Raw genomic sequence first — 19,999 nt, forward strand, 5'->3', positions numbered from 1 at the left:
TTGGACAAGAGAAAGCTGGAACCATGTGTCTCTTTCAAAAACCGCCGGAACTGAAGCCATTGCCGCCGGCGCCGACTATGCAGGACAAGGACGTGCAGGCGCGGGAAGCGGCGCTCAGGGCTGAGCTCGAGCAGCGCCAGGGCACGCTCACCACGGTCAAGACGGATCTGGCGCCAAGCGACGTTGCCGGCCGGCGCCGCGTGCTGCTCGGAGTCTGACGCCATGACAGCGATGAAACGCAGTTTCCGCCGCCGCGTGCTCGATTGGTGGTATTGGCGACGGCATGCGCGGTTGGTGAAGCGGCGATCCCACTGATCAACATCGGCGCCTTTCCCTTCTCTTGCGATTTCCAACACTTAGCTTCGCTAAGATGTTGAAATCGCTTTCTCCCCCACAAGGGGGAGAAAAGGCGCCGCGCTGTCCTCGACGCTAGTTGCCAACGCTTAAGATCTACGGGAGCGCTGATGCGGCGCGCTATCTTCCCGCTTGTGGGGGGAGAAAGCATTTTCCTGCATTTGCGAGCGGGCTTGTCCCCGAGCAAGTGCTTGGAAAATGCCACAGAGTGGATTTCGTAGGGCGTCACCCGATCACCCCTTCTTCGCGAACGCCCAGACCATCACCGGATACTCCTCGTCGTTGCTCAGGTCCCGCCACAGCCCGTACGCCCGAACCGGGCCGCCAATATGGGCCCTGGCGCAGGCCTTGTTGCCCCAGCCGAAGGCCTGCACGTCGTCTTCGGCGAAGCCGCCTTCGACCATCAGCTGCTTGAGCCCCGCGGGCGTCCAGCGACTGTAGTCGTGCGGGCGCGCATGCACGCGAAACAGGAAGGGCGTGGCCACCATCGCCCAGCCGCCGGGCCTCACCATGGCGTGGATGTTGGCGGCCGCCGCCAGCGGGCGCTGCACATGCTCCAGCACCTGGTCGGCAATGACGATGGAGTATTGCTCGTCCGTGCGATCCTTGCAGATGTCGAAGTCGGGGAAATCGAGTGACCGGTAGTCCGGGCACATCGCCCGCCAGTAGCGGTTCCAGCCCGGCGAGATCTCGATCACGTCGCGCGACTTGCGGTTGGCCGCCTCGAGGAAGGTCGTGAAGGCCTCGATCTGGCGGATGCGCAGCCAGTTGCGGCTGTCGTAACCGATCAGCCGCTTCACTGCTTGTTTGCTTCGGGTTTTCAGCGCGCCGGCAAGGCTCATTCTCGACCTCCCTCGTGCCCGCCGCGGATGGGTGTGTAGCACCCAGAAGTGCGCAAAAGATGACATGAAGAGGGTAATCTCCCCCCGTGTGGGGGAGATGCCCGGCAGGGCAGAGGGGGGCGCTGTCCCGCCGGCTTCTCCATCGTTTCGCTTACCAGTTTCCCGGCCAGGTGTTCTGGCTGACTTCATCGAGAGGTGGCGCTCTACGGCGCCCCCCTCTGTCCTGCCGGACATCTCTCCCACGAGGGGGGAGATTGGCAGCTCCGGCCGCTCCGCCAAACAAGCGAGATCCCCATGACCGATTCCCGCGCCCGCGATATCCTGTCGCGACAGGCCGAACTCGAGACCGAACGCGCCGCCTATGAGCCCGTCTGGGAAGCAGTGGCGGAGTTCTGCGATCCCGATGCGCCCGACATATGGACCGGCCGCCGCACCAGCCGCGGCGAAAGCCAGGCCGAACGGCAGGAGCGGCGCGGCTCTCGCGTCTACGCCAACACCATCAACTCCGCCGCCAACCGGCTCGCCGCCGGGCTGGAAAGCCTAATCATCCCGCAGTCGGAGAAGTGGCACGGGCTGACCACCGCCGAGATGGACGATGAGGAGACGGACGAGGAGAAGGAGTGGGCGGAAGCCTTGCGCGATTTCCTGTTCGCGCTGCGCTATTCGGCCAACTCCAACTTCGTGCCGGCGACGCAGGCCTGCCTCAGGAATGTCGTGCGCTACGGCCCGGCCTATCTCTATGCCGAGGAAGGCTTCGGCGGCACGCTGATCCGCTATGCCTCCATTCCCGTGGTCGAGGGTTATCTCAGCCGAAACCGCTGGGGCCAGGTCGACACCTTTCATCGCCGCTACGAGCGCACGGCGCGCCAGGCGGCGCAGCTGCTCGGCTACGAGAAACTGCCCGCGCGCATCAAGGCTCTGGTCGACGACCCCGCCAAATGCGAGGAGAAGGTCTCGCTGATCCAGTGCGTTCAGCCGCGCGACGAGCGGCGCATGTATCGCTCCGGCGGCTCCTACCAATATCTCGACGCGGCGTTTGCCTCCTACCACGTGATCGAGGACGAGGAGGAGATCGTGCGCGAGTCGGGCTTCCGCACCTTCCCGGTCTCGACCTTCAACTGGCGCCGCTACGAGGGCGACGCCTACGGCATCTCGCCGGCCATCGAGGCGCTGACCACGGTGCGCGAGGAAAACGCGGTGCGCCGCTCCGGGCTTCGCGCTCTGCAGCAGATCACCGATCCGCCGACGGCGTCCAAGGCCAGGCTCGACTATGTGCCGGTGCTCAATCCCGGCGAAAATTATCCGGGCCTGATCGACGACAATGGACGACCGCTGATCCAGCCGATCGCGACCGGCCAGAACCCAAGCTATGCCTTCGACTATGCGGCGAGCCGCGCGGAGGAAATCCGCGACATGATGTTCGTCAACCTGTTCCAGACGCTGGTGCAGAACCCGCAGATGACCGCCACCGAGGCGCTGATCCGCCAGGAAGAGAAGGGCGCGCTGCTCGGGCCGTCGGGTTCGATCATCCAGGCCGGCTTTGCCGCAAATCTCGACCGCGAGCTTTCGATCCTGGAAGACAAGGGCCTCTATGACGAGGACAGCCGCTTCGCGCCGCCGGAGAGTCTTGCCGGCAAGACGGTGCGGCCGACCTTCACCGGCCCGCTCGACGTGCTGCGCCGCTCAGCCGAAGCCCGCGACACCATTCAGGTGGTGACGACCGCCATGCAGATGGCGCAGTTCGATCCCGGCATTATGGACAATATCGACGGCGACGAGGCGCTCCGCGTCGTGCAGAGCGCCGGCCGCAGCCCGCAGCGCATCTTTCGACGCAAGGACGAGGTCGAGGGCCTGCGTGGAGCCAGGGCGCAAGCGCAACAAGCGCAGGCCGGCATGGCCGCGATCGCCACCGCCGGCAAGGTGGCGAAGGACGCCGTTCCGGCGGCAGTGCAAGCGCGCGACAGCGGCCTGCTCGACAGCCTGCAGGCGATGATGCAGGGCGGCCAAGGCGGCGCGGCTGCCGGTGGCGCGGCTGGTGCTCCTGCCGCTGCTCAAGGCGCGATGCCTGCCGGCGCCGCCAATGGTGGCGCATGAGCCGCAAACGCTTTGCCCGCCCATCCGACGCCGGCGGCCCCTTGGCCGCGCGCGAGGCGCTGACCAAAGCCTATCGCCGCGCCTTTTCCGGCGAGGACGGCGAGATGGTGCTCGCCGACCTCACCGCCACCACCGGCTATTATCGCCGCCCGTCCTACGGCGACTGGCTGGCGCGCACCAAGACGCCCGAGGGCTTCGAACTGCACAGCGCGCTGAGCAACGCGCGCGCCGAAGTGGTGCAGCACATCATGGGTTTTCTGACGCTGGAAGATGGCGAGCTCGCCGCACTCGAAAAGGCGGCGCGGGCCGAGGAGAGATGAGGCGCTGAAACTGCCAATCTCCCCCACGAGGGGGGAGATCAGCAGCTTCGCTCCCACCGCCAATTCTGCAGCGTTGGTGATTGGCGAAAGCATGCATGCAGCCAATCTCCCTCCTTGCGGGGGAGATGTCCGGCAGGACCGAGGGGGGCGTGCCCCACCGGCCGTGCCGTGATCTGCCACGCCGCGGTCGCGTCAACGCCAGCCCAGTCGCACGAACCACGTCGCGATCCCTCCGCCATCCGAGCTCCACCCGAAACTCACCACCCGCACCGCCGAACCGGCCGCCGTCCCTGGCGGCCCGTCGCCGCGCGCACTCCCTTCAAAACCGCCGGGCAGGAAACAGCCAATGGTCCACATCATCCCTCTTTTTGTAGGCGAGCGCCGGCTCGATACCGGCAACGCGGTGCAATATCCGGGCTCTTCGCCTGTGGGCGAAGCGATGCAGCAATTCGGCGACCGATGGCAGGCCGCCGCCGAGCGCTACGAGCAGCGCAAGGCGCAACAGCAGGCCTTCGACACCGAGATCGCCGCGCGCCGGCTGAACGGCGAACTCGCCAAGGCCGAGGCCGATGCGGTGGCCAATGCGCCCGCCGACGGCGCCGGCCTGCACGAAGCCATGTATGGCCAGGTCGATCCGTACACCGGCCAGGTGGTGAAGACCGGCCTGTTCGACACGCTGTTCGGCAATTTCCTGAAACAGGTGCCGCCCGAGCTGCGCGCCAGCATTGCCAGCCGCAAGGAAGCGCTGCGCGAGGCGGGCTCCCACCGAATGGCGCTGCAGCAAAATCAGCGCCGCAAGCAATATGAGCAGGATCAGGCGGCGGAGGTTCACTCCGCCGAGCTCAACAACATCGCGCGGAGCGACCCGAACGATACCGCCGCTTTCGATGCCTCGCGCCAGCGCGGCCTCGATCTCATCGCTAAGATGGATCTCGATCCGCAGATCAGGCTGCAGGCCGAAGCCGCCTGGCGCGCCAGCACGGCGAAGCAGCGGATGCAGGCGCTCATCGCGCAAGACCCGCGCCGCGCCGCCGAGATGCTCAGCGCGGGGAAGGTCGCGAGTGACGGCATGGGCGAGACGGTGCGTTCGCAGCTTGCTGGCGGTGCTCGGAACGAAACAACGGAAGCAAACAGCCAAAAAACGCCGGATGAAATGGTCGCACAGGCGTTCGGCGAACGGCCGTCGCGGAATGACCCAGCAACCATTCCTCTCGACGCCGTCACCTACCTGAAGCCGGGCGACATCGGCGCGCTGAAGGCTCAGGCGAACAACGCCACCGCGGCTCAGATGGTCAGAGCGAATGCGAGGGTCATGCTTGCCGAGCAGAACGCCCCGGCGGTCATCGCCATCACCGGCAGATACCCCGAGGAAGAGCCGACCGAGCAGGACTTCGTCAAGGTCTACGGCGCCGACCTGGGGCCAGAACGTTTCGAACAATTCCGGATCAAAGCCGGTGTCGCCAAAGCCTACTCCGACATGCATGCGGCGCCGAACCAGGCGATCCATGCAGAGCTTCGCGATTCCGAACCTGGACCAAGCGGTTCGCCGGAACAGCGCAAACGCTACGAGATAAAGGCCGGCGCCGCCCAGCTGATCATGGCCGCCCGCGAAGCCGATCCTGTCGCTTACGTCAGTCAATTGTTTCGCGGCGACGCTCCGGACTGGAGCAAGGTCAAGACGCCTGAGGAATTTCAGGCGGCCGTCAACTGGGCCAGGGCTGCCCAGCAGCATCTGGGTTTCAGCACAGTATTGGCCGTTCCGCAGGAATTCTCGGACAGCCTTGGCGCCACATATGTCGATGACAGCGTGCCGCTGCAGCAGCGCAACATCGAACTGAGCGACATTCTGAAGGCGGTGCGCGACCCCGAGGCGCGCGTCGCATTGGCCGGACAGGTTTTCCAATCCGCTCTGGCTCGCCTCCGCCAAAACGCGGCGGATGATCCGAAGATCACGCCGGCGGAACTGGAAGCCCAGGCAAAGAACCTCCAGTCCGATCTGATCAACATGGCTGCTCATCCGGCACGCGCGCGGTTCGACGCCGGCCCATGGTGGCAAAAGCCGTTCGCCGCCACGAACGACGTCGTCAGGCTGATGGCCAACGGCGCAACTTTCGAACAGGCCGACAAGTTCGCTGCCGGGATGAACTGGCTTTTCTCCGACAAGAGCTATGACGAGCTGCTGGCGGCCGAGCAAGCCGAAACCGAAAACGCCGAGGACCGTGCCGGATCGGCTGCCATAGGCGCAAACCTGCTCGGCGCTTTCGTCACCGGCCATGGTCTTCAGAGCGCCGGCCTTACCTTCACCGGAAGATTCGGAGCTGAGGCTCTCAAGGGCGTGCCGGGCCTGTTCGCGCGAAGCGCGACCGCAGCCGCCGACGGCGCCATGCTCAGTGGCGTCGACGCCGCGCTCAACGGGCGGGACATCGTGCGGGAAATGGGCTCCGGCGCGATTTTGGGTGCCGGTGGAAATGCGCTCGCCGAGGGGATTAGTGCTGTCGGCAGCCGGGTCGTGGCAAGGCTCACTGGTGGCCAAACCGAGGTCCCGTCCAATGCAGCGCTGGAGGCCCCGGCTCCTTCAGCTTCCGAGAGCATCACAGCGCCTCCAGAGGTCGAGGCCGGAGGTACTATCGCCGGCGTCGATGAATCTACTGCCGGCCACGATCTCCATCTCTACTACATGCCTGAATGGGATGCCGCGCAACGGGCTGCGGCGGATCTCAAAGTTAAGATATTGACCGAAGCCGACACTGTGGTTAGCCGTGCTGTGCGGCTGTTTGGATCGGCGCGGAGGAGGTTTATAGCCGCTGGCAACGAGGTTCTTGCCGGCAGCCATGTGGACCACCGAGTCGATTTGCAGCTTGGAGGTTCAGATACAATCGACAATATGGCTCTGCTTGACGCCAGCGTTAACACAAGTCTCGGGTCTCAAATCAATAACTTGATTAAGAATCTGCCAAAGGGAACTAAAATCAACAAGGTAACTATTGGAGATCGTGATGTTCGAGATATTCCAAAAAAACTTCGAGGTAGATAGCAGGGTCCCGGCGGATTCTGGTAATTCTTCGCTGGAAACAAAGGTGGCCGGGCTGAATGAGTTGCTCGCGACCTTCGGCGGCGCGACGTTCCGTCATGGCTTGTATCGAATAATGCGGGCGCAGGACGTCGCGCGATGGAACGCAAGAGTATTGTTGGGCTTCCCCGAATTCTCCGGTCGAATAACTTGCTTTGGCTATGACTGGCAAGGCTCGGCCTTTGCGGTCGACACCGGAAGGCTTGAGCAGGGCGAGCCAGGCGTTTTGATGTTCGAACCGCATACGGCGGAAGCTTTGCAGATACCGTCCAATATCAAGACTTTCCACGACGTCGAGCTCGTGGAGGAGGACGGTGCCGCCTTGGTCCCCGACGGATACGCAGCATGGCGTGAGAGCGGTGGGGCCGAACCGAATTACCAACAATGCGTAGGTTACAAGAAACCGCTGTTTCTAGGAGGTGAGGACACGATCGACAATTTCGAGTTGTCGGACTTGGATGTCTATTGGCACATCATGGGCCAAATCATCGCCAAGGTGAAGGGACTGCCGCCCGGAACACCAGTGCGCGTGTAGGCTTGAACCCCGGGGGTGGCATGGACGAGGCACCAAGCGCAACCCACCAGCAGACCGTGATAGATCACACATAATCATGTTCACCCACAAACCGTGAGGTTGCGTACAACTAAAAATGCAGGTACGGTGACTGAATGCAAGCGAGAGTTGCTAAGGGCGTAAAATCTGAATAGGCAGAAGAAAGGTATTCGCTGGCCTCTTAGAACTTTCGAAGCTATCCGCACTTGGACAAAGGGGGATTATATGGGTGCAGGGTCTGCCGCCATGCTGCTCGGGGCGCTCGTTCCGACGTTTTTGCTGAGCCGATTATTGCTATGGGTTACAAAGAGTTGGAACGGTGGCGTGCTGCGCCTGTTGCTGGTGCATATCATTTGCGGCGCGCTCGCCCTTGTCGCCTCTGCTTACGGCTACTCGCATAACGGGGCGCCGGATTGGTCCCACAGCTCCGTCTATATGGTTGCTCAGTTGATCTGGCTGATTGTGGATTTTGTTCGCGGCCGCCGCAGGCAAAGCCAGCCTGCGAGCTGATGGCCCTTAGATTCGCCTTCGCTTCGCCGTTTCAGCGCTCGATAGCGCCAGCATCTCAGGCGCCGGCGCTGCCCCGCCCTTTGGGGCACCTTCTCCCCGTGAAACGGGGAGAGGGCAAAGCCGACGCGATCAATAATCGCCGTTGTAGTACCGGTCGTCGCAGGGCGCGGTGTAGATGCGGCCGTAGCGGTCCTGGTAGCGGCAGAGCTGCTCGCCGCGGCGCTGCGGCGTCGTGGCCGAGCCGACGACGGCGCCGAGCAGCGCGCCGCTCGCCGCACCGATGACGGTGCTCTTGGTGTTGCCGCCGATCGCCTGGCCGACCAGCGCGCCGCCGGCGCCGCCGATCAACGCGCCGGTGGTGGCCCGCTGCTGACCCTCGGTCTGCGTCTCGCATCCGGCAAGCGCCGCGGTCATGAGCACCGCCAGAATAGCCTTCTTGATGATCATCTCTAGAACTCCTCTGAAGCCCCGGGACTGACGACAGGGGCGAACGAAGCTGAACTGCGGTCGCATTGCGGCGGAACGGCGGCGGCACCCGCTCACGAAGTGAGTCACGGTTTCCCGGCTGTTGAAGTTCATGGTTTCCAAACCGGAAATGTTAATGGCCAACAGTAAGATAGCGACGCTCTCTGAATCAGATTGCGAGGCTGCTACGCGGCTTCGTTCCGCATCGCCTGCTTGGCCGCGGCGGTCAAAAACCCGGAGCGGCTGTAGCCGTGGCGCTCGGCATAGCGGTCGATTTCGCTGAGCACATCCTCGGGAATCGTAACATTGACACGCACCACCCTAGCCTCCTCGGTCTTGAGCGTGACTAGGATGGCGACACCCGTGCGATTGTCCTTATCGATCATCACATCCTCGAGGGATGACGGCTCGGGAATGGCCTGGCCATCCTCGACAAGGCCATCGACATGGAAGGCAAGCGCCTCCTCGGCCAGCATGCGGGCCTCGTCGAGGCTTGTTCCAGCCGTGATCACGCCGGGGAAATCAGGGAACGAGACGCCGAAATCGCTGTCGGCGTCCTTGTGGATCAGGCCGATATAGTGTCGCATATTTCTACCTCAGCTTCAGGCCAGACTGTTTCTCGATGGATTTCAATGTGCTGACCGGAATGTCGCGCTTGGGGTGCGGCACCGTCACGCGGCCCGGTTTGGTGCGGTGCTTGAACTGGGCGTGACTGCCCTTGCGAGCCACCTCGAACCAGCCGTCAGCCTGTAATCTATCGATGACGTCGGCACTCTTCATGTTGTGTATTGATACACACAATTCAAGAGTGCGTCCAGAGTCTGCGCAGGATGCCCAATCGGCGTTCGCCCTCCGTGTTCGGAAAGCCAAGCAATTGGCTTTCCGTCCGCTGCGCGGACCACGCCTCACCCCCAAGAATGGAGAAATGAGATGACCCGAGGACTACCCCGCACCCTTGCGCGCGCCGTCGCCCGCGAGGCCGGCCTTGCGCCGCCGAAGCTCGGCCTGAAGGCCGCGACCAGCGGGCAGGGCGGAGCTTACCGCACCGTCTTCAGCTTCGCCGGCTTGCAGGTGCCGGTCGCCGATGCGCTGGCCTATGCGAGCCAGAAGATCTTCGACTTCGCCGACGGCAAGGTGCGCATCAAGGGCGGCACGGCGAGGCTGCAGTTTGCGGTGCTCACTGCCCGCGCCTCGACCATCAACGACAATGCGGCTTTGACCTGGTCGCTGGGCTCAGCGGCCGCGTCCAGCGCCACGCTTTCCGGCACCATGGTCAATGTGCTGGCATCCACCGCCCGCACGCTGGACGGCGTGGGCACCGCGGTCTCCACGGCCTCCACCGCCGACATCGCCGCCGCCGCGACGCTCGACGGGACAACGACGCCGGTCGACCTCTATCTCAACCTGGCGTTTGCCACCGGCACCGACATCGACGCCGACGGCACGATCGCGGTGACGGGGACGATCACGCTGCTGTGGGAGAACTGGGGGGATAACGCGTAGGCGCACGAACTGCTGATCTCCCCCCTCGTGGGGGAGATGCCCGGTAGGGCAGAGAGGGGCGCTGTCCCGCCGACCTTGCCGTTGACCGTATCTGAATTCATGCAAACAAACGCGACGTCGCGTTCCTTCGCGCCCCCCTCTGGCCTGCCGGCCATCTCCCCCACCTGTGGGAAGATTGGCAGCTTCAGCGCCGGCGCTCCCTTCTGGAACTCTGAACAAAGGAATTTAACTCATGACAGATCTGGCAGAGGCCGGGTCCGTGGCTTCGCGGCCGGCGGGCAACCTGGCGACGCCTCCGGCCCACGGGGACAACGGGTCCGCCCCGGCGGTCGGCAGAAGTTGGTTTGACGGTCTTTCCGAAGGCAACCGCAAGCTCGCTGAAGCCAAGGGCTGGAACAAGGCCGAAAGCCTCGATCGGGTTTTCACATCCTATGCGGAACTGGAGCGCCAGCAGGGCGAAAGCCTGCGCGTTCCGGCAAAGGACGCGCCGAAGGAGGAATGGGACAGGTTCCATTCCAGACTGCCGGACGCGATGCGTCCGCTGACCTCGGCCGAGAAGGTCGAATACCGGCGGCCCGACAACCTGCCGGAAAACTTCGCCTATTCGGACGAACTCGCCAATGCCTCGAAGGCCTGGGCGGTCGAAGCGGGCGCCAGCCCGAGGATCGCGCAGGCCTATCACGACCGCTTCGTCGGCTACATGGCCGAGCAGGCCGCTGCCCAGCAGGCAGCACTTTCCCGCTCGGTCGAAGCCACCCACGACGAGCTGGTGCGTGACTGGGGACCGACCGACAGCGACGGCTTCCGCCAGAAGCTGGAGGTCGCCAACCGGGCGATGAAGAAGCTGGGGCTGGTCAGCGCCTACAAGCAGAAGGGCATCCTTCTGCCCGACGGCGCGCTGACCGATCCGCAGATCGCCCGGGCCTTCCACGCCATCGGCGAGGCGATGTTCCGCGAAGACACGATCGACGCCGACGGAGCGCCCAGGGGGCAAAATCCCTTCCGGCGCAATGCCGCCGGCGAGCGCAACATTTCGGCGATCTCCGCCCTTGTCAAAATCGACCCTCAACGCGCCCGGCGGCTGGCCCGGGACGCGGGCGAAAATCCGGACCTCTGGATGCCCAGCAACCCTCTCTGAAACCGCCTCATCAAACCTGAAGGAAAGAAAGAATGGCAGACGCCTATACCCGCATCGCGGACGCGATCGTTCCGTCCGTCTATGCCCAATACTCGTTCGAGGAGCACGTCCAGTCGCTCGAAATCTACCAGGCCGGGATCCTGTTCTCCGACCCGGCCATTTCCTCGAAACTCTCGATGGGCGGCCGCTCCGTCGACATGCCCGGCTGGAAGGATCTCGGCAACGATCCGTCGGAGCCGGTCAATGACGATCCGGCCGACTCGATCGAGATGAAGAAGATCGGCTCGCGCCGCGAGGTCGCCGCCCGCAACGTGCGAGCCCAGGCCTGGGGCGTTCCGGACCTGACCGCAATCCTTGCCGGCGACGACCCGCAGAAGCTGATCGTGCGCCGCCAGACCGAATACTGGCAGCGCGCCAACAAGCTGACCCTGCTCGGCATCCTGAAGGGCGTGCTCGCCGACAACGTCGCCAATGACGGCGGCGACTTGGTGCGCACCACCGGCGCCTCGATCGTCGACACCGACATCATCGAGGCGGCGTACCTCATGGGCGACCGCGCCGATAAGTTCCGCACCATCTGGATGCATTCCAAGCAGATGAAGGCCCTCAAGCTCGCCGACCTCATCGACTATGTGCCGTCCTCCGAGCAGGGCGGGCCGCTGATCCCCTATTACATGGGCCTGCGCTGCGTGGTCGACGACGACATCCCGGTCGCGGCCGGCGTCTACACGGCGTTCATGTTCAAGGACAAGGCGATCCTGTGGAACGAGCTGCCGGTGAACTCTGAAGGCGGTCCGCTAGAGTTCGATCGCAAGCCGCGCCAGGGTCATGGCGGCGGCGTCACTGAAATGGTGGGTCGCCGGCATTTCGTGGCGCATGTCCCGGGCACGCGCTTTCTCGACGCCTCGACCGCCGGCGAGTTCGCCACCGACGCCGAGCTGGCCCTGGCGGCGAACTGGGACCGCACCGCCTCCAGCGTGAAGAACATGAGCTTCATCGCGCTGAAGACGACGGAGGCGTAACGACCTTTCGACCGCTTGGCGGGGAGGCAATGCTCCGCCAAGCTGGCTCCGCTTGGTCAGCGCTCACAGCAACGATAGTTCTCGAACGATTACCGATGTGCCGACAGCAACCTCTGACTGCAAAAATTCGGTTGTGTTGCGCAAAAAACACATCAACGCTCGGTGGCCGCTGATAGGTTGGGAGTCGGGTTTCACTTTGGGGTTTCGATGCGCTCACTTTCCTTCTTGTTTGCCGGTTTGCTGGCTTTGTTGACCGGGTCCGCAATGGCCGCCGATGCGGTGGCGGGCGCTCCGGCGGAAAGCATCAACTGGTCGGGTGCCTATCTCGGCGGCGTCGCCGGCTACGGCTGGAAGTCCGACAGCTATCATTACTCTGGTAGCTCGGTCGACTTCGATTCCAACGGCTTTGTTGGCGGGTTGACTGCCGGCTACAACTGGCAGCAGGGTCAGTTTGTTTTCGGTGCGGAAGCCGATATCAGCTACGCCGATATGAACGGCAGCGTACTAGAGATTCCCTTCGTGCCCCCGTGCGGCGTCCCAGGCCAAGGGTGCACGGCCAAGGTCGACTGGTTCGGCACCGGCCGCGCTCGCGTAGGCTATGCCTTCGAGAATTTTCTTCCCTATGCCACCGGTGGCCTTGCAGTCGGTCACGTGAAGGGATCGGCCGATCTCGGCGCATGCGGTGCTAGTCCGACTTGCGATTTCAGCGACACACGTTGGGGCTGGACCGCTGGCGCCGGCGTAGAATGGGCGATGAATCAGCAGGTTTCGTTCAAGGCCGAATATTTGCATGTCGACCTTGGCCGGCCGTCCTTCTCGACCAGCAATCCGCCGGATCCGTCGACTGACCGCATCGACTTCGACACCGTCCGCATCGGTATCAACTATCATTTCTAGGGTCCTGACTGGCTTCGGCCGAGCTGCCGCAAAGATAGGGGAATTCGCTGGCGCCTGAGGCGTCAGCGTTCCTGGCTCCGCCCGGGCAGGACGCCGTAAAGCGCCGACACGCTGACATTCCGCACGCAATCCAAGCCGCCAGTCGCGGCTTTTTTCATGCCCGGAGTTCCCATGACTTTTGCTCGACCAAGCCGGACGAGGCGCTGACCCATGGCCATCACCCCGCTCGACATCGCCAACATGGCTTTGGCAGTCCTTGACGAGGCGCCGATCGACAGCCTTGACCAGGACGTCAAGGCGGCCCGCCTGCTCAACCTGCATTTCGACCTCACCCGCGAGGGCGAGCTGGCGAAACACGCCTGGGTGTTCGCCATCCTTTCGGCCTTGGTGCCGGGCTCGGATTCAGGAAGCGGCGACTGCACGCTGAATTATGCCTACGAGCTGCCGGCCGACTGCATCCGCCCGCTGCCGCTGGCCGACACCGGCGAGCCGGGCGGCGTGCCGATTTCCTGGCGCCAGGAGGCGGGGCTGGTCTATTCCGACCAGCCGGGACCGCTGACGATCCGCTACATCGCCAACCTCACCGATCCGAACGACTGGGACGCGCTGTTCACCGAAGTGCTGGTGGCGGCTTTGGCCATCAAGGTCGCGCATCCGCTGACCCATAAGGCGGGCATGATCGACATTGCCCGCGCCGCCTATGATCGCGCCCTCGACGCCGCCTTTTCGGCCAACGCCATCCAGCGCGGCGGCCGGCTCTACACCGGCGGCTGGGCAACCCAGCGCGGCGATTTGAGGAGCTTTCGTTAAATGACAGCGCTCTATCCGGTCCAAGACGTCTTCACCCGCGGCGAGATCTCGCCCAGGCTCCATTCCCGCGCTTCCCTTGACCTCTACCGGGCGGCGCTCGCCCAATGCGAGAATTTCGTCACCTTGCCGCATGGCGGCATCCGCGCCCGCGGCGGCACCTATTTCGTCGCCGAGGTGAAGAACTCGGCCAAGAAGACGCGCGGCATTCCATTCATCTTTTCCTCCGACCAGGCCTACTGCCTGGAATTCGGCGATCTCTATATCCGCGTCTATGCCTATGGCGCGCGGGTCGACACGGTCGAGATCGCCTCGCCCTACCTGGAGGCCGACCTCTTCGAGCTTGCCTATGTGCAGTCGGCCGACCAGATGTGGATCACCCATCGCGACTATCCGCCCAAGGTGCTGACCCGCACCGCGCACACCGCGTGGACGCTCGAGGACTTCGAGTTCCTCGACGGTCCCTATGACGACATCAACGATACCGCCACGACGCTGGCGCCTTCCGACACCGGCCACCTGACGCCCAAGATGAACTCGAACACGACGCCAGCCGGCACCGTCTCCGCTACCGCGGCAAGCGGCCGACGACTTCAAGATGTTCGACCGTGACAAGACCCAGCATCTCATCTTGTCTGGCGGCGGCGACGGCTTCATCCGCTACCGCACCGCCGGCGGCGCGCAGCGGGTCGTTGACGCCTACTGGCTGACCGCCTCGAGCAAGGCGACCCAGGCTTACGACTTCTTCACCGCTTGGGAGGTCCAGGGATCGAATGACGGCGTTTCCTGGACCACGCTCGATACCCGTACCGGCGAGCTCGGCTGGGGCAATGGCGAGACGCGCTTCTACGATTTCCCCAACAAGTCCGCCTTCGAATACCATCAGCTGGTGTTCAGCGGCGGCGGCGGCGACGATGCGACCAATTCGATCGCCGCGGAGCTTGCCTTTCATGTCGCGGCTTCCGACCAGACGCCGTTCGATCTCACCGCATCCGGCACGGCCGGCATCAACGGTGGCGCCGGGTTCCAGGCTACCGATGTCGGCCGCGCCATCCGGCTGCTCGGCTCCGACGGCGTTTGGCGCTGGGCCAAGATCGCCAGCCGCACCAGCACCACCGTGGTGAAGATCGTAATCTACGGCCATGCCCTGCCGAACACCAACCCGATCACCCGCTGGCGGCTCGGGACCTTCGTGCCGGGCAAATATGTCGAGTCCGGCTCGCTCTATGAGGAGCGCCTGGCCTTCAGCCGGCGCTTTTCCGTCTATGCATCGGCCACCGGCGACTTCGACAATTTCGCGCTCGGCGAGAAGGACGACGACGCGCTGGAATTCGTCCAGGCCGGCGGCGGCCAGGCCAACGACATATTGTGGATCGCCGATTCCGACGGCGCGCTGCTGATCGGCACCTCCGGCGGCATCCGCGCCCTGTCGGGCTCTGGCATCGACGAGGCGCTGACGCCGTCCTCCTTCAAGAACCGTCGCTCGCGCACTTTCGGCTGCGCCCGCATCCGACCGGTCGATGCCGGGCAATCTTTCCTCTATGTCACGCGTTCGCGCCGGGCGATCGCCGAGCTGACCCAGGTGCAGACCAGCCGATATCAGTCCGAAGACATCGGCCAGATATCCGAGCACATTCCGAAGCAGGGCGTGGTCGAGCTCGCCTACCAGACCGACCCCGACCCGATCCTGTGGTTCCCCCTCGATAATGGTGAGCTGGCGGGCTACACGCACCAGCCGAGCCAGGAAGTCCGCGGCATGCACCGCCATCGCCTCGGCGGGACCTTCTCGGGCTCCGATTGGGCGGTGGTCGAAAGCGCGGTGGTGACGCCGGGTCAAAACGGCGTCGACGACATCTGGCTGTTCGTCAAGCGCACCATCGGCGGCCTGACGAAACGCTACATCGAGGTGATGCAGGCGCCCTTCGAATACGGAGAGCTCGCCGACGCTTTCCAGGTCGACTGCGGGCTGACCTACTCAGGGGCGCCGGTCAACGTCGTCTCCGGCCTCGGCCATCTCAACGGCCAGAAAGTCGACGTGCTGGGCGACGGCAAGGTCTTTCGCGGCCTCATCGTCGCCTCCGGTCAGGTGACGCTGCCCTCCGGCGCCACCGCCGCGAAATGGCAAGTCGGGCTTCCGTTTCAATCGGAAGCCGGCACGCTGGAGCTCGATGTCGGCGGCCAGGACGGCTCGATCATCGGTCGCCGCAAGAAGGTGGCGAAGGCGATCCTGTCGCTGCTCGAGACCGACACGACGGGACTTGAGGTGCAATCTTGCATCCGCGGCCGTTGGGAGGCCGTGCGCATGCCCTCGGTCGTCGCGCCCGACGGCAAGGCGAAGCTCTACACCGGCAATGTCGAGGTGCCGATCGACGACAGCTGGGAAGGGCAGGGCAAGGTGAGGATCCGCCACCTCAACCCGACGCCCTGCACGATCCGGGCGTTCACACCGGTGTTCGACGCGGAGCCGTAAGCGATGTTGCTGCCGCAATAGCCCAACGCCGAGTTCCCGCGCACCTCCCTCTGGCCTGCCGGCCATCTCCCCCGCAAGGGGGGAGATCAGCTGGCGTCTTTGGTTTCGCCAATTGCCGACCTTGCAAGTGACAGTACATCGCCCGAACTGCCAATCTCCCCCTTGCGGGGAGATGTCCGGCAGGACAGAGGGGGGTGCTGTCCCGCCGGCCTCTCCAACCAGGAACCCCCATGACATCACCCCATGCCGAAGCTCTCGGCAGGGCGCGGACGGCTGCGGATTTCGCCGCCGTGATCGCTCTGCTCGACACCGACCTCTCCGAAGCCGTCGCCAGCCGCCAAGGCCTGAAGCAGGCGGAGGACCGCGCCATTTTCGGCGACGGCGATCTCGCCGCCGCGCGCGCCGCGCTCGACGACTGCAACGATACGATCGCTGTGCTCGAAAAGACCATCGCCGCCGCCAGCGGCCGCCAGGCCACTGCGGCTCAAACCGAAGCCCGCGCCGACATCGAGGCGCTCAGCGAGGAGATCGAAGGCAAGGCGGCACTGCTCGGCGCGCGCTGGCGCGCCGCCCGCCGGCTGGTCGAGGAACTGCGCGAGGAGCTGTTCGGGGCCGACGCGCTGTCGCGGGCGATTGCCACCGCCAACGGCCTGTTCGACGCCGCCGGCATGCCGAGCCGGAAGGTGAGCCTGGCGGCCGCCCGCCGCGCCGCCATGGCCGGTCCGCGCGCGGCGGCGCCATCGCGCCTCAGCCGCGCCGGCCTGGCGGCCGACCGGCTGCTTCTTTCGCTGATCAGCTCCGGCGGCGCGCTCGACGCGCGTCCGGGGCTCCGCGCGCCCGTCGCCGGCGCAACCAAGAAACCCAAGCGAGGCTGAACCATGTGCACATTAGCCCTACTCGGCACGGCCATTTCGGTCGGCGGCGCCCTGATGCAGGGCGCCCAGCAGCAGCAATTGGCCAACTACCAAGCCAAGGCCTACGAGCAGCAGGCGCAGGCCGACGCGCAAAGCGCCGCCTTCGAGCGGAGCCAGGAGCGCCACAAGCAGGACCTGCTCGAAGCCCAGGCGCGCGCCCAGGCCGGCGCCTCGGGCGTCGGCGTTGCCGGCTCGCCGACCGAAGTGCTGGCGGCCAACGCCCGGCAGGGGCAGGTCGACCTCGATGCGATGTTGTACGGCTCGCGGCTGCGCCAGAACAATCTCAACACCCAGGCCGCCGTCTCGCGCTTCCAAGGCAAGCAGGCGATGACCGCCTCGATCTTCAACGCTGGCAGCAGCCTCATCGGCGGCCTCTCCAAAATCTACGACCCGACCAAGAGTCCGAGTTCCGGCGGCCTGCAGTCGGGCAACGCCGTGATCGTCGGCGCCTCCCCCTTTTCCAGAGCAAGTTGGGCAGGGAACACCTGAGTGGTACACATCATTCCTCTTTCCGTCGCCCAGCGCCGGCTCGATACCGGCAACGGGATGCAATATCCCCAGGGCTCGCCGATCGGCGGCGCCATGCAAGGGTTGGGCGATCACCTCTCCGCCGTCGCCGAGCGCTACCAGCAGATGAAGGAACAGCAGGAGGCGTTCGATGCCGAACTGGCGCGCCGCCGGTTCGACGGCGAGATCGCGCAGGCCGAAGACGAGGCGACGGCGAACGCGCCGGCCGATGGCAGCGGCCTGCATGAGGCCATGTATGGCCAGGTCGATCCGCACAATGGCCGAGTAATGAAGACTGGCCTGTTCGACAGGCTGTTCGCCGCTGCCTTGCCGAACATGCCAGAGAGCCAGCGCGCCGCGCGGCCCAGACAGAGAAAGGCATAGCCGATCGAACACGCCGGGAAGCAATAGTCGACCCCATGGGGCTTTTCGATTTGGCTAAGACAGTCGACCTAGGTCGTTCAGGGCCGAAAGCAGAGCTCACTAACTACATCCCCACAAATCAAGAATGGCTAGGGCGTATTCGCGGGAGACAGTTGAGCGAGGGAGCCTATGGCGTCTTCTCGCGCAAAAGCTTGTGGGCTCAGATGGGCTTGGCGAGGACCAGCGCTTCGGTACCTGATATCACCCCGCTGGGGGCGTCGTTTGCGCTCGAAAAGGCGGGCAATGCGGCGCTGGAGGGTAACTACAGCGAAGCATTGCTTGATGCCTTCGGAGCCATTCCTGGCGAGCGGTTGGCCGCCTTTGGCCTGAAGGGGACTGGTAAGGCCGCGAAACAGTGGGGTGAGAAGCTCTCGAGTGGGCGAGGCACTTATTCACGGGGTAGATGCCGAAACCCTCCGACGCCACAAGGGCTTGCTCGCTTTGCATTTCAACCAGTCCCGCGGTCAAGCGCGCATTGGACAATGCAATGCTCGGGGCAATGCTTGCCAGAGATCCGGTGCGAGTCAAATATGCGGGAGCTGCAGTAGGATGGGAGGAATCAAAAAACTATCGCAAGACCTTTTTTGGTCGGAACGCTAACCTAAATGCTGGTGACTACGTGGTTCACCAATACTTCTACGTAGAGCCGATTGTTGTTGGCGAACTGGATGAGGGTACTGTGATGGACGTAAGTGTGCATCCGCCGATCGTCAACAAGCTTGTGTTTCAAGTCGACGGCTGGCCCGGCGATGTTCTCGTAGCAAGCTTTCCTTGCTTTCTTATCACGGAGGAGGCCAAATTCGCGTTGCAGCAGGCCGGTTTCTCCGGTGCGACATTCGCTGACGTCAAAATCACAATTTCCGACAATTTTCGTGACGTTTATTCCGACGTTAAGATTCCGCTTCTTGTCTGGCTAAAGATAGAGGGAGAGGCCGGCCACTCCGACTTCGGTATTGCCTCGGATCTGCGACTCGTCATGTCGGAGCGTATCCTGGACGTTCTCGATGCACTGGGTCTTCCTATGGCTAGCTTCAAGCCGTTCGACGATCGAAGTGGGCACACTGACCTAGGCAGAGAATGATACGCCGCAAAGCCGATTCGTAACCATTTGAGGTGCCTTCGGTTAGTCGCATAGAAATAATGCACTGTCACCGTAGTTCCGGTTCTCCGACCGAAGTGCTGGCGGCCAACGCCCGGCAGGGGCAGGTCGACTCGATGCGATGTTGTACGACTCGCGGCTGCGCCAGAACAATCTCAACACCCAGGCCGCCATTTCGCGCTTCCAGGAGCGCTGGCACCGCTGGCGGGGCGGCTGGAGCGGGCGCATTTTGGATTCAGATGGCTCGGATACCGAGCGCGGACAGGCTCAATCAAGCTGTTGGCGAAAATCGCGGTGACAAAGAGCTGATTCCGGTGCGGCTACAAATCTAGCCGCGCGCTAATCCCGATCTTTTCAAGCCTCGCTTTCGCGGGGCTTTTTTCATGGAGCAAGCCCTATGGCCCGACCTGCAACTGCCGCCGTTCGCCTGTTGACCGGCGAACGCGAACCCGTGCGCCTGGCGACGATCGCAAACATCACCCTTTACGGCCTGCAGACCATCGACGGCGTGGCGGCCGAAGTCGGCGACCGCGTGCTGGTCAAGGATCAGGCCGACCAGACCGAGAACGGCATCTACACGGCGAGCGAGGGCCGGTGGTTCCGCGCCGCCGACGCCCGCACGGCGCGCACGATGCAGAAGGGCACGACCGTGCATGTGCAGGAGGGAACGGTCTCGGCCGATCGGGTCTATGCCTTCGAGACGCTGGATCCGGCGATCGGCGCCGACCCGATCACGCTGAGCTTCTATCTCTCGCAGGATACGCTCGGCGACGCCGTGAACGCCGCGAATGCCGCTGCGGCGAGCGCTGCCGCGGCACTCACCTCCAAGAATGCCGCCGCCACCAGCGCCACCAGTGCGGCTGGCTCGGCCACGGCCGCTTCCGGCTCGGCCAGCGCCGCGTCCACTTCCGCCACCAGTGCCGCGACCAGCGCCACCAATGCCGGCAATTCGGCGACGGCAGCGGCCGGCTCCGCGTCCGCTGCTTCCGGTTCGGCGACCGGCGCCGGCAC

At 64.2% G+C, this 19,999-nt stretch carries 21 protein-coding genes and 1 pseudogene; 18 read left to right on the forward strand and 4 right to left on the reverse strand.

What is annotated here, in order from left to right; translation table 11 throughout:
- Positions 1-218, forward strand: a 218-nt coding sequence (locus tag EOA79_RS33180) for a hypothetical protein (RefSeq protein WP_206639249.1), incomplete at its 5' end; no start/stop codon positions are given.
- A 369-nt stretch (positions 219-587) separates the two neighbouring features.
- Here EOA79_RS33180 and EOA79_RS17215 read toward each other — a convergent pair.
- Positions 588-1,196: a methyltransferase domain-containing protein gene (locus EOA79_RS17215; RefSeq protein WP_066999347.1), complete on the reverse strand. Its 609-nt coding sequence runs from the start codon at positions 1,194-1,196 to the stop codon at positions 588-590.
- Positions 1,197-1,490: 294 nt separating this feature from the next.
- On the opposite strand from EOA79_RS17215, the gene EOA79_RS17220 reads away from it, so the two are divergent.
- From EOA79_RS17220 to EOA79_RS17240, 5 genes are all read left to right on the forward strand, one after another.
- Complete coding sequence (locus EOA79_RS17220; protein WP_127335255.1) at positions 1,491-3,290, forward strand: portal protein; 1,800 nt, start codon at positions 1,491-1,493, stop codon at positions 3,288-3,290.
- Positions 3,287-3,610: a hypothetical protein gene (locus EOA79_RS17225; protein WP_095824478.1), complete on the forward strand. Its 324-nt coding sequence runs from the start codon at positions 3,287-3,289 to the stop codon at positions 3,608-3,610. The genes EOA79_RS17220 and EOA79_RS17225 overlap by 4 nt, the downstream gene beginning before the upstream one ends.
- Before the next feature lie 427 nt (positions 3,611-4,037).
- Positions 4,038-6,644 carry a hypothetical protein gene (locus EOA79_RS33185; protein WP_206639250.1) on the forward strand — a complete coding sequence of 869 codons (2,607 nt, stop codon included), beginning with the start codon at positions 4,038-4,040 and terminating at the stop codon, positions 6,642-6,644.
- Positions 6,607-7,215, forward strand: a complete 609-nt coding sequence (locus EOA79_RS17235; RefSeq protein ID WP_095824477.1) for a T6SS immunity protein Tdi1 domain-containing protein — start codon at positions 6,607-6,609, stop codon at positions 7,213-7,215. Before EOA79_RS33185 ends, EOA79_RS17235 begins: the two co-directional genes overlap by 38 nt.
- Before the next feature lie 264 nt (positions 7,216-7,479).
- Complete coding sequence (locus tag EOA79_RS17240) at positions 7,480-7,743, forward strand: hypothetical protein (RefSeq protein WP_127335254.1); 264 nt, start codon at positions 7,480-7,482, stop codon at positions 7,741-7,743.
- A 129-nt stretch (positions 7,744-7,872) separates the two neighbouring features.
- Here EOA79_RS17240 and EOA79_RS17245 read toward each other — a convergent pair whose 3' ends face one another.
- From EOA79_RS17245 to EOA79_RS17255, 3 genes are all read right to left on the reverse strand, one after another.
- Positions 7,873-8,190 (reverse strand): YMGG-like glycine zipper-containing protein, encoded by a 318-nt coding sequence (locus EOA79_RS17245; protein ID WP_066999331.1) that lies wholly within the window; start codon positions 8,188-8,190, stop codon positions 7,873-7,875.
- A gap of 203 nt (positions 8,191-8,393) precedes the next feature.
- Positions 8,394-8,795 (reverse strand): type II toxin-antitoxin system HicB family antitoxin, encoded by a 402-nt coding sequence (locus EOA79_RS17250; RefSeq protein ID WP_095824475.1) that lies wholly within the window; start codon positions 8,793-8,795, stop codon positions 8,394-8,396.
- A 4-nt stretch (positions 8,796-8,799) separates the two neighbouring features.
- Positions 8,800-8,988 carry a type II toxin-antitoxin system HicA family toxin gene (locus EOA79_RS17255; RefSeq protein WP_095824474.1) on the reverse strand — a complete coding sequence of 63 codons (189 nt, stop codon included), beginning with the start codon at positions 8,986-8,988 and terminating at the stop codon, positions 8,800-8,802.
- Between the two features lie 150 nt (positions 8,989-9,138).
- Here EOA79_RS17255 and EOA79_RS17260 point away from each other — a divergent pair, with 150 nt between their 5' ends.
- The 12 genes and pseudogenes from EOA79_RS17260 to EOA79_RS17315 all read left to right on the forward strand — a co-directional run.
- Entirely contained in the window at positions 9,139-9,711 is a 573-nt protein-coding gene (locus EOA79_RS17260; protein WP_095824473.1) for a hypothetical protein, read from the forward strand.
- A gap of 232 nt (positions 9,712-9,943) precedes the next feature.
- Entirely contained in the window at positions 9,944-10,849 is a 906-nt protein-coding gene (locus tag EOA79_RS17265) for a hypothetical protein (protein WP_095824472.1), read from the forward strand.
- Between the two features lie 32 nt (positions 10,850-10,881).
- Positions 10,882-11,871 (forward strand): Coat protein, encoded by a 990-nt coding sequence (locus EOA79_RS17270; RefSeq protein WP_095778293.1) that lies wholly within the window; start codon positions 10,882-10,884, stop codon positions 11,869-11,871.
- Positions 11,872-12,033: 162 nt separating this feature from the next.
- On the forward strand, positions 12,034-12,768 hold the full coding sequence (locus EOA79_RS17275; protein ID WP_127335253.1) for an outer membrane protein: 735 nt from the start codon (positions 12,034-12,036) through the stop codon (positions 12,766-12,768).
- 210 nt (positions 12,769-12,978) lie between these two features.
- On the forward strand, positions 12,979-13,578 hold the full coding sequence (locus EOA79_RS17280; protein ID WP_127335252.1) for a hypothetical protein: 600 nt from the start codon (positions 12,979-12,981) through the stop codon (positions 13,576-13,578).
- Complete coding sequence (locus tag EOA79_RS33610) at positions 13,579-14,187, forward strand: hypothetical protein (protein ID WP_245479198.1); 609 nt, start codon at positions 13,579-13,581, stop codon at positions 14,185-14,187.
- Complete coding sequence (locus EOA79_RS17285; RefSeq protein ID WP_245479197.1) at positions 14,174-16,045, forward strand: hypothetical protein; 1,872 nt, start codon at positions 14,174-14,176, stop codon at positions 16,043-16,045. The genes EOA79_RS33610 and EOA79_RS17285 overlap by 14 nt, the downstream gene beginning before the upstream one ends.
- Positions 16,046-16,275: 230 nt before the next feature.
- Positions 16,276-16,920, forward strand: coding sequence for a hypothetical protein (locus tag EOA79_RS17295; RefSeq protein ID WP_095824470.1), 645 nt, complete (start codon positions 16,276-16,278; stop codon positions 16,918-16,920).
- 3 nt (positions 16,921-16,923) lie between these two features.
- Complete coding sequence (locus EOA79_RS17300) at positions 16,924-17,448, forward strand: hypothetical protein (RefSeq protein WP_095824469.1); 525 nt, start codon at positions 16,924-16,926, stop codon at positions 17,446-17,448.
- On the forward strand, positions 17,449-17,850 hold the full coding sequence (locus EOA79_RS17305; RefSeq protein ID WP_179293622.1) for a hypothetical protein: 402 nt from the start codon (positions 17,449-17,451) through the stop codon (positions 17,848-17,850).
- A 526-nt stretch (positions 17,851-18,376) separates the two neighbouring features.
- Positions 18,377-18,970, forward strand: a complete 594-nt coding sequence (locus EOA79_RS17310; protein WP_245322347.1) for a hypothetical protein — start codon at positions 18,377-18,379, stop codon at positions 18,968-18,970.
- 415 nt (positions 18,971-19,385) lie between these two features.
- Positions 19,386-19,999, forward strand: a pseudogene (locus EOA79_RS17315) (hypothetical protein); the annotation flags it as partial.

Origin of the sequence: Mesorhizobium sp. M1A.F.Ca.IN.020.03.2.1 (genome assembly GCF_004023205.1) — a bacterium.
Classification (GTDB): domain Bacteria; phylum Pseudomonadota; class Alphaproteobacteria; order Rhizobiales; family Rhizobiaceae; genus Mesorhizobium.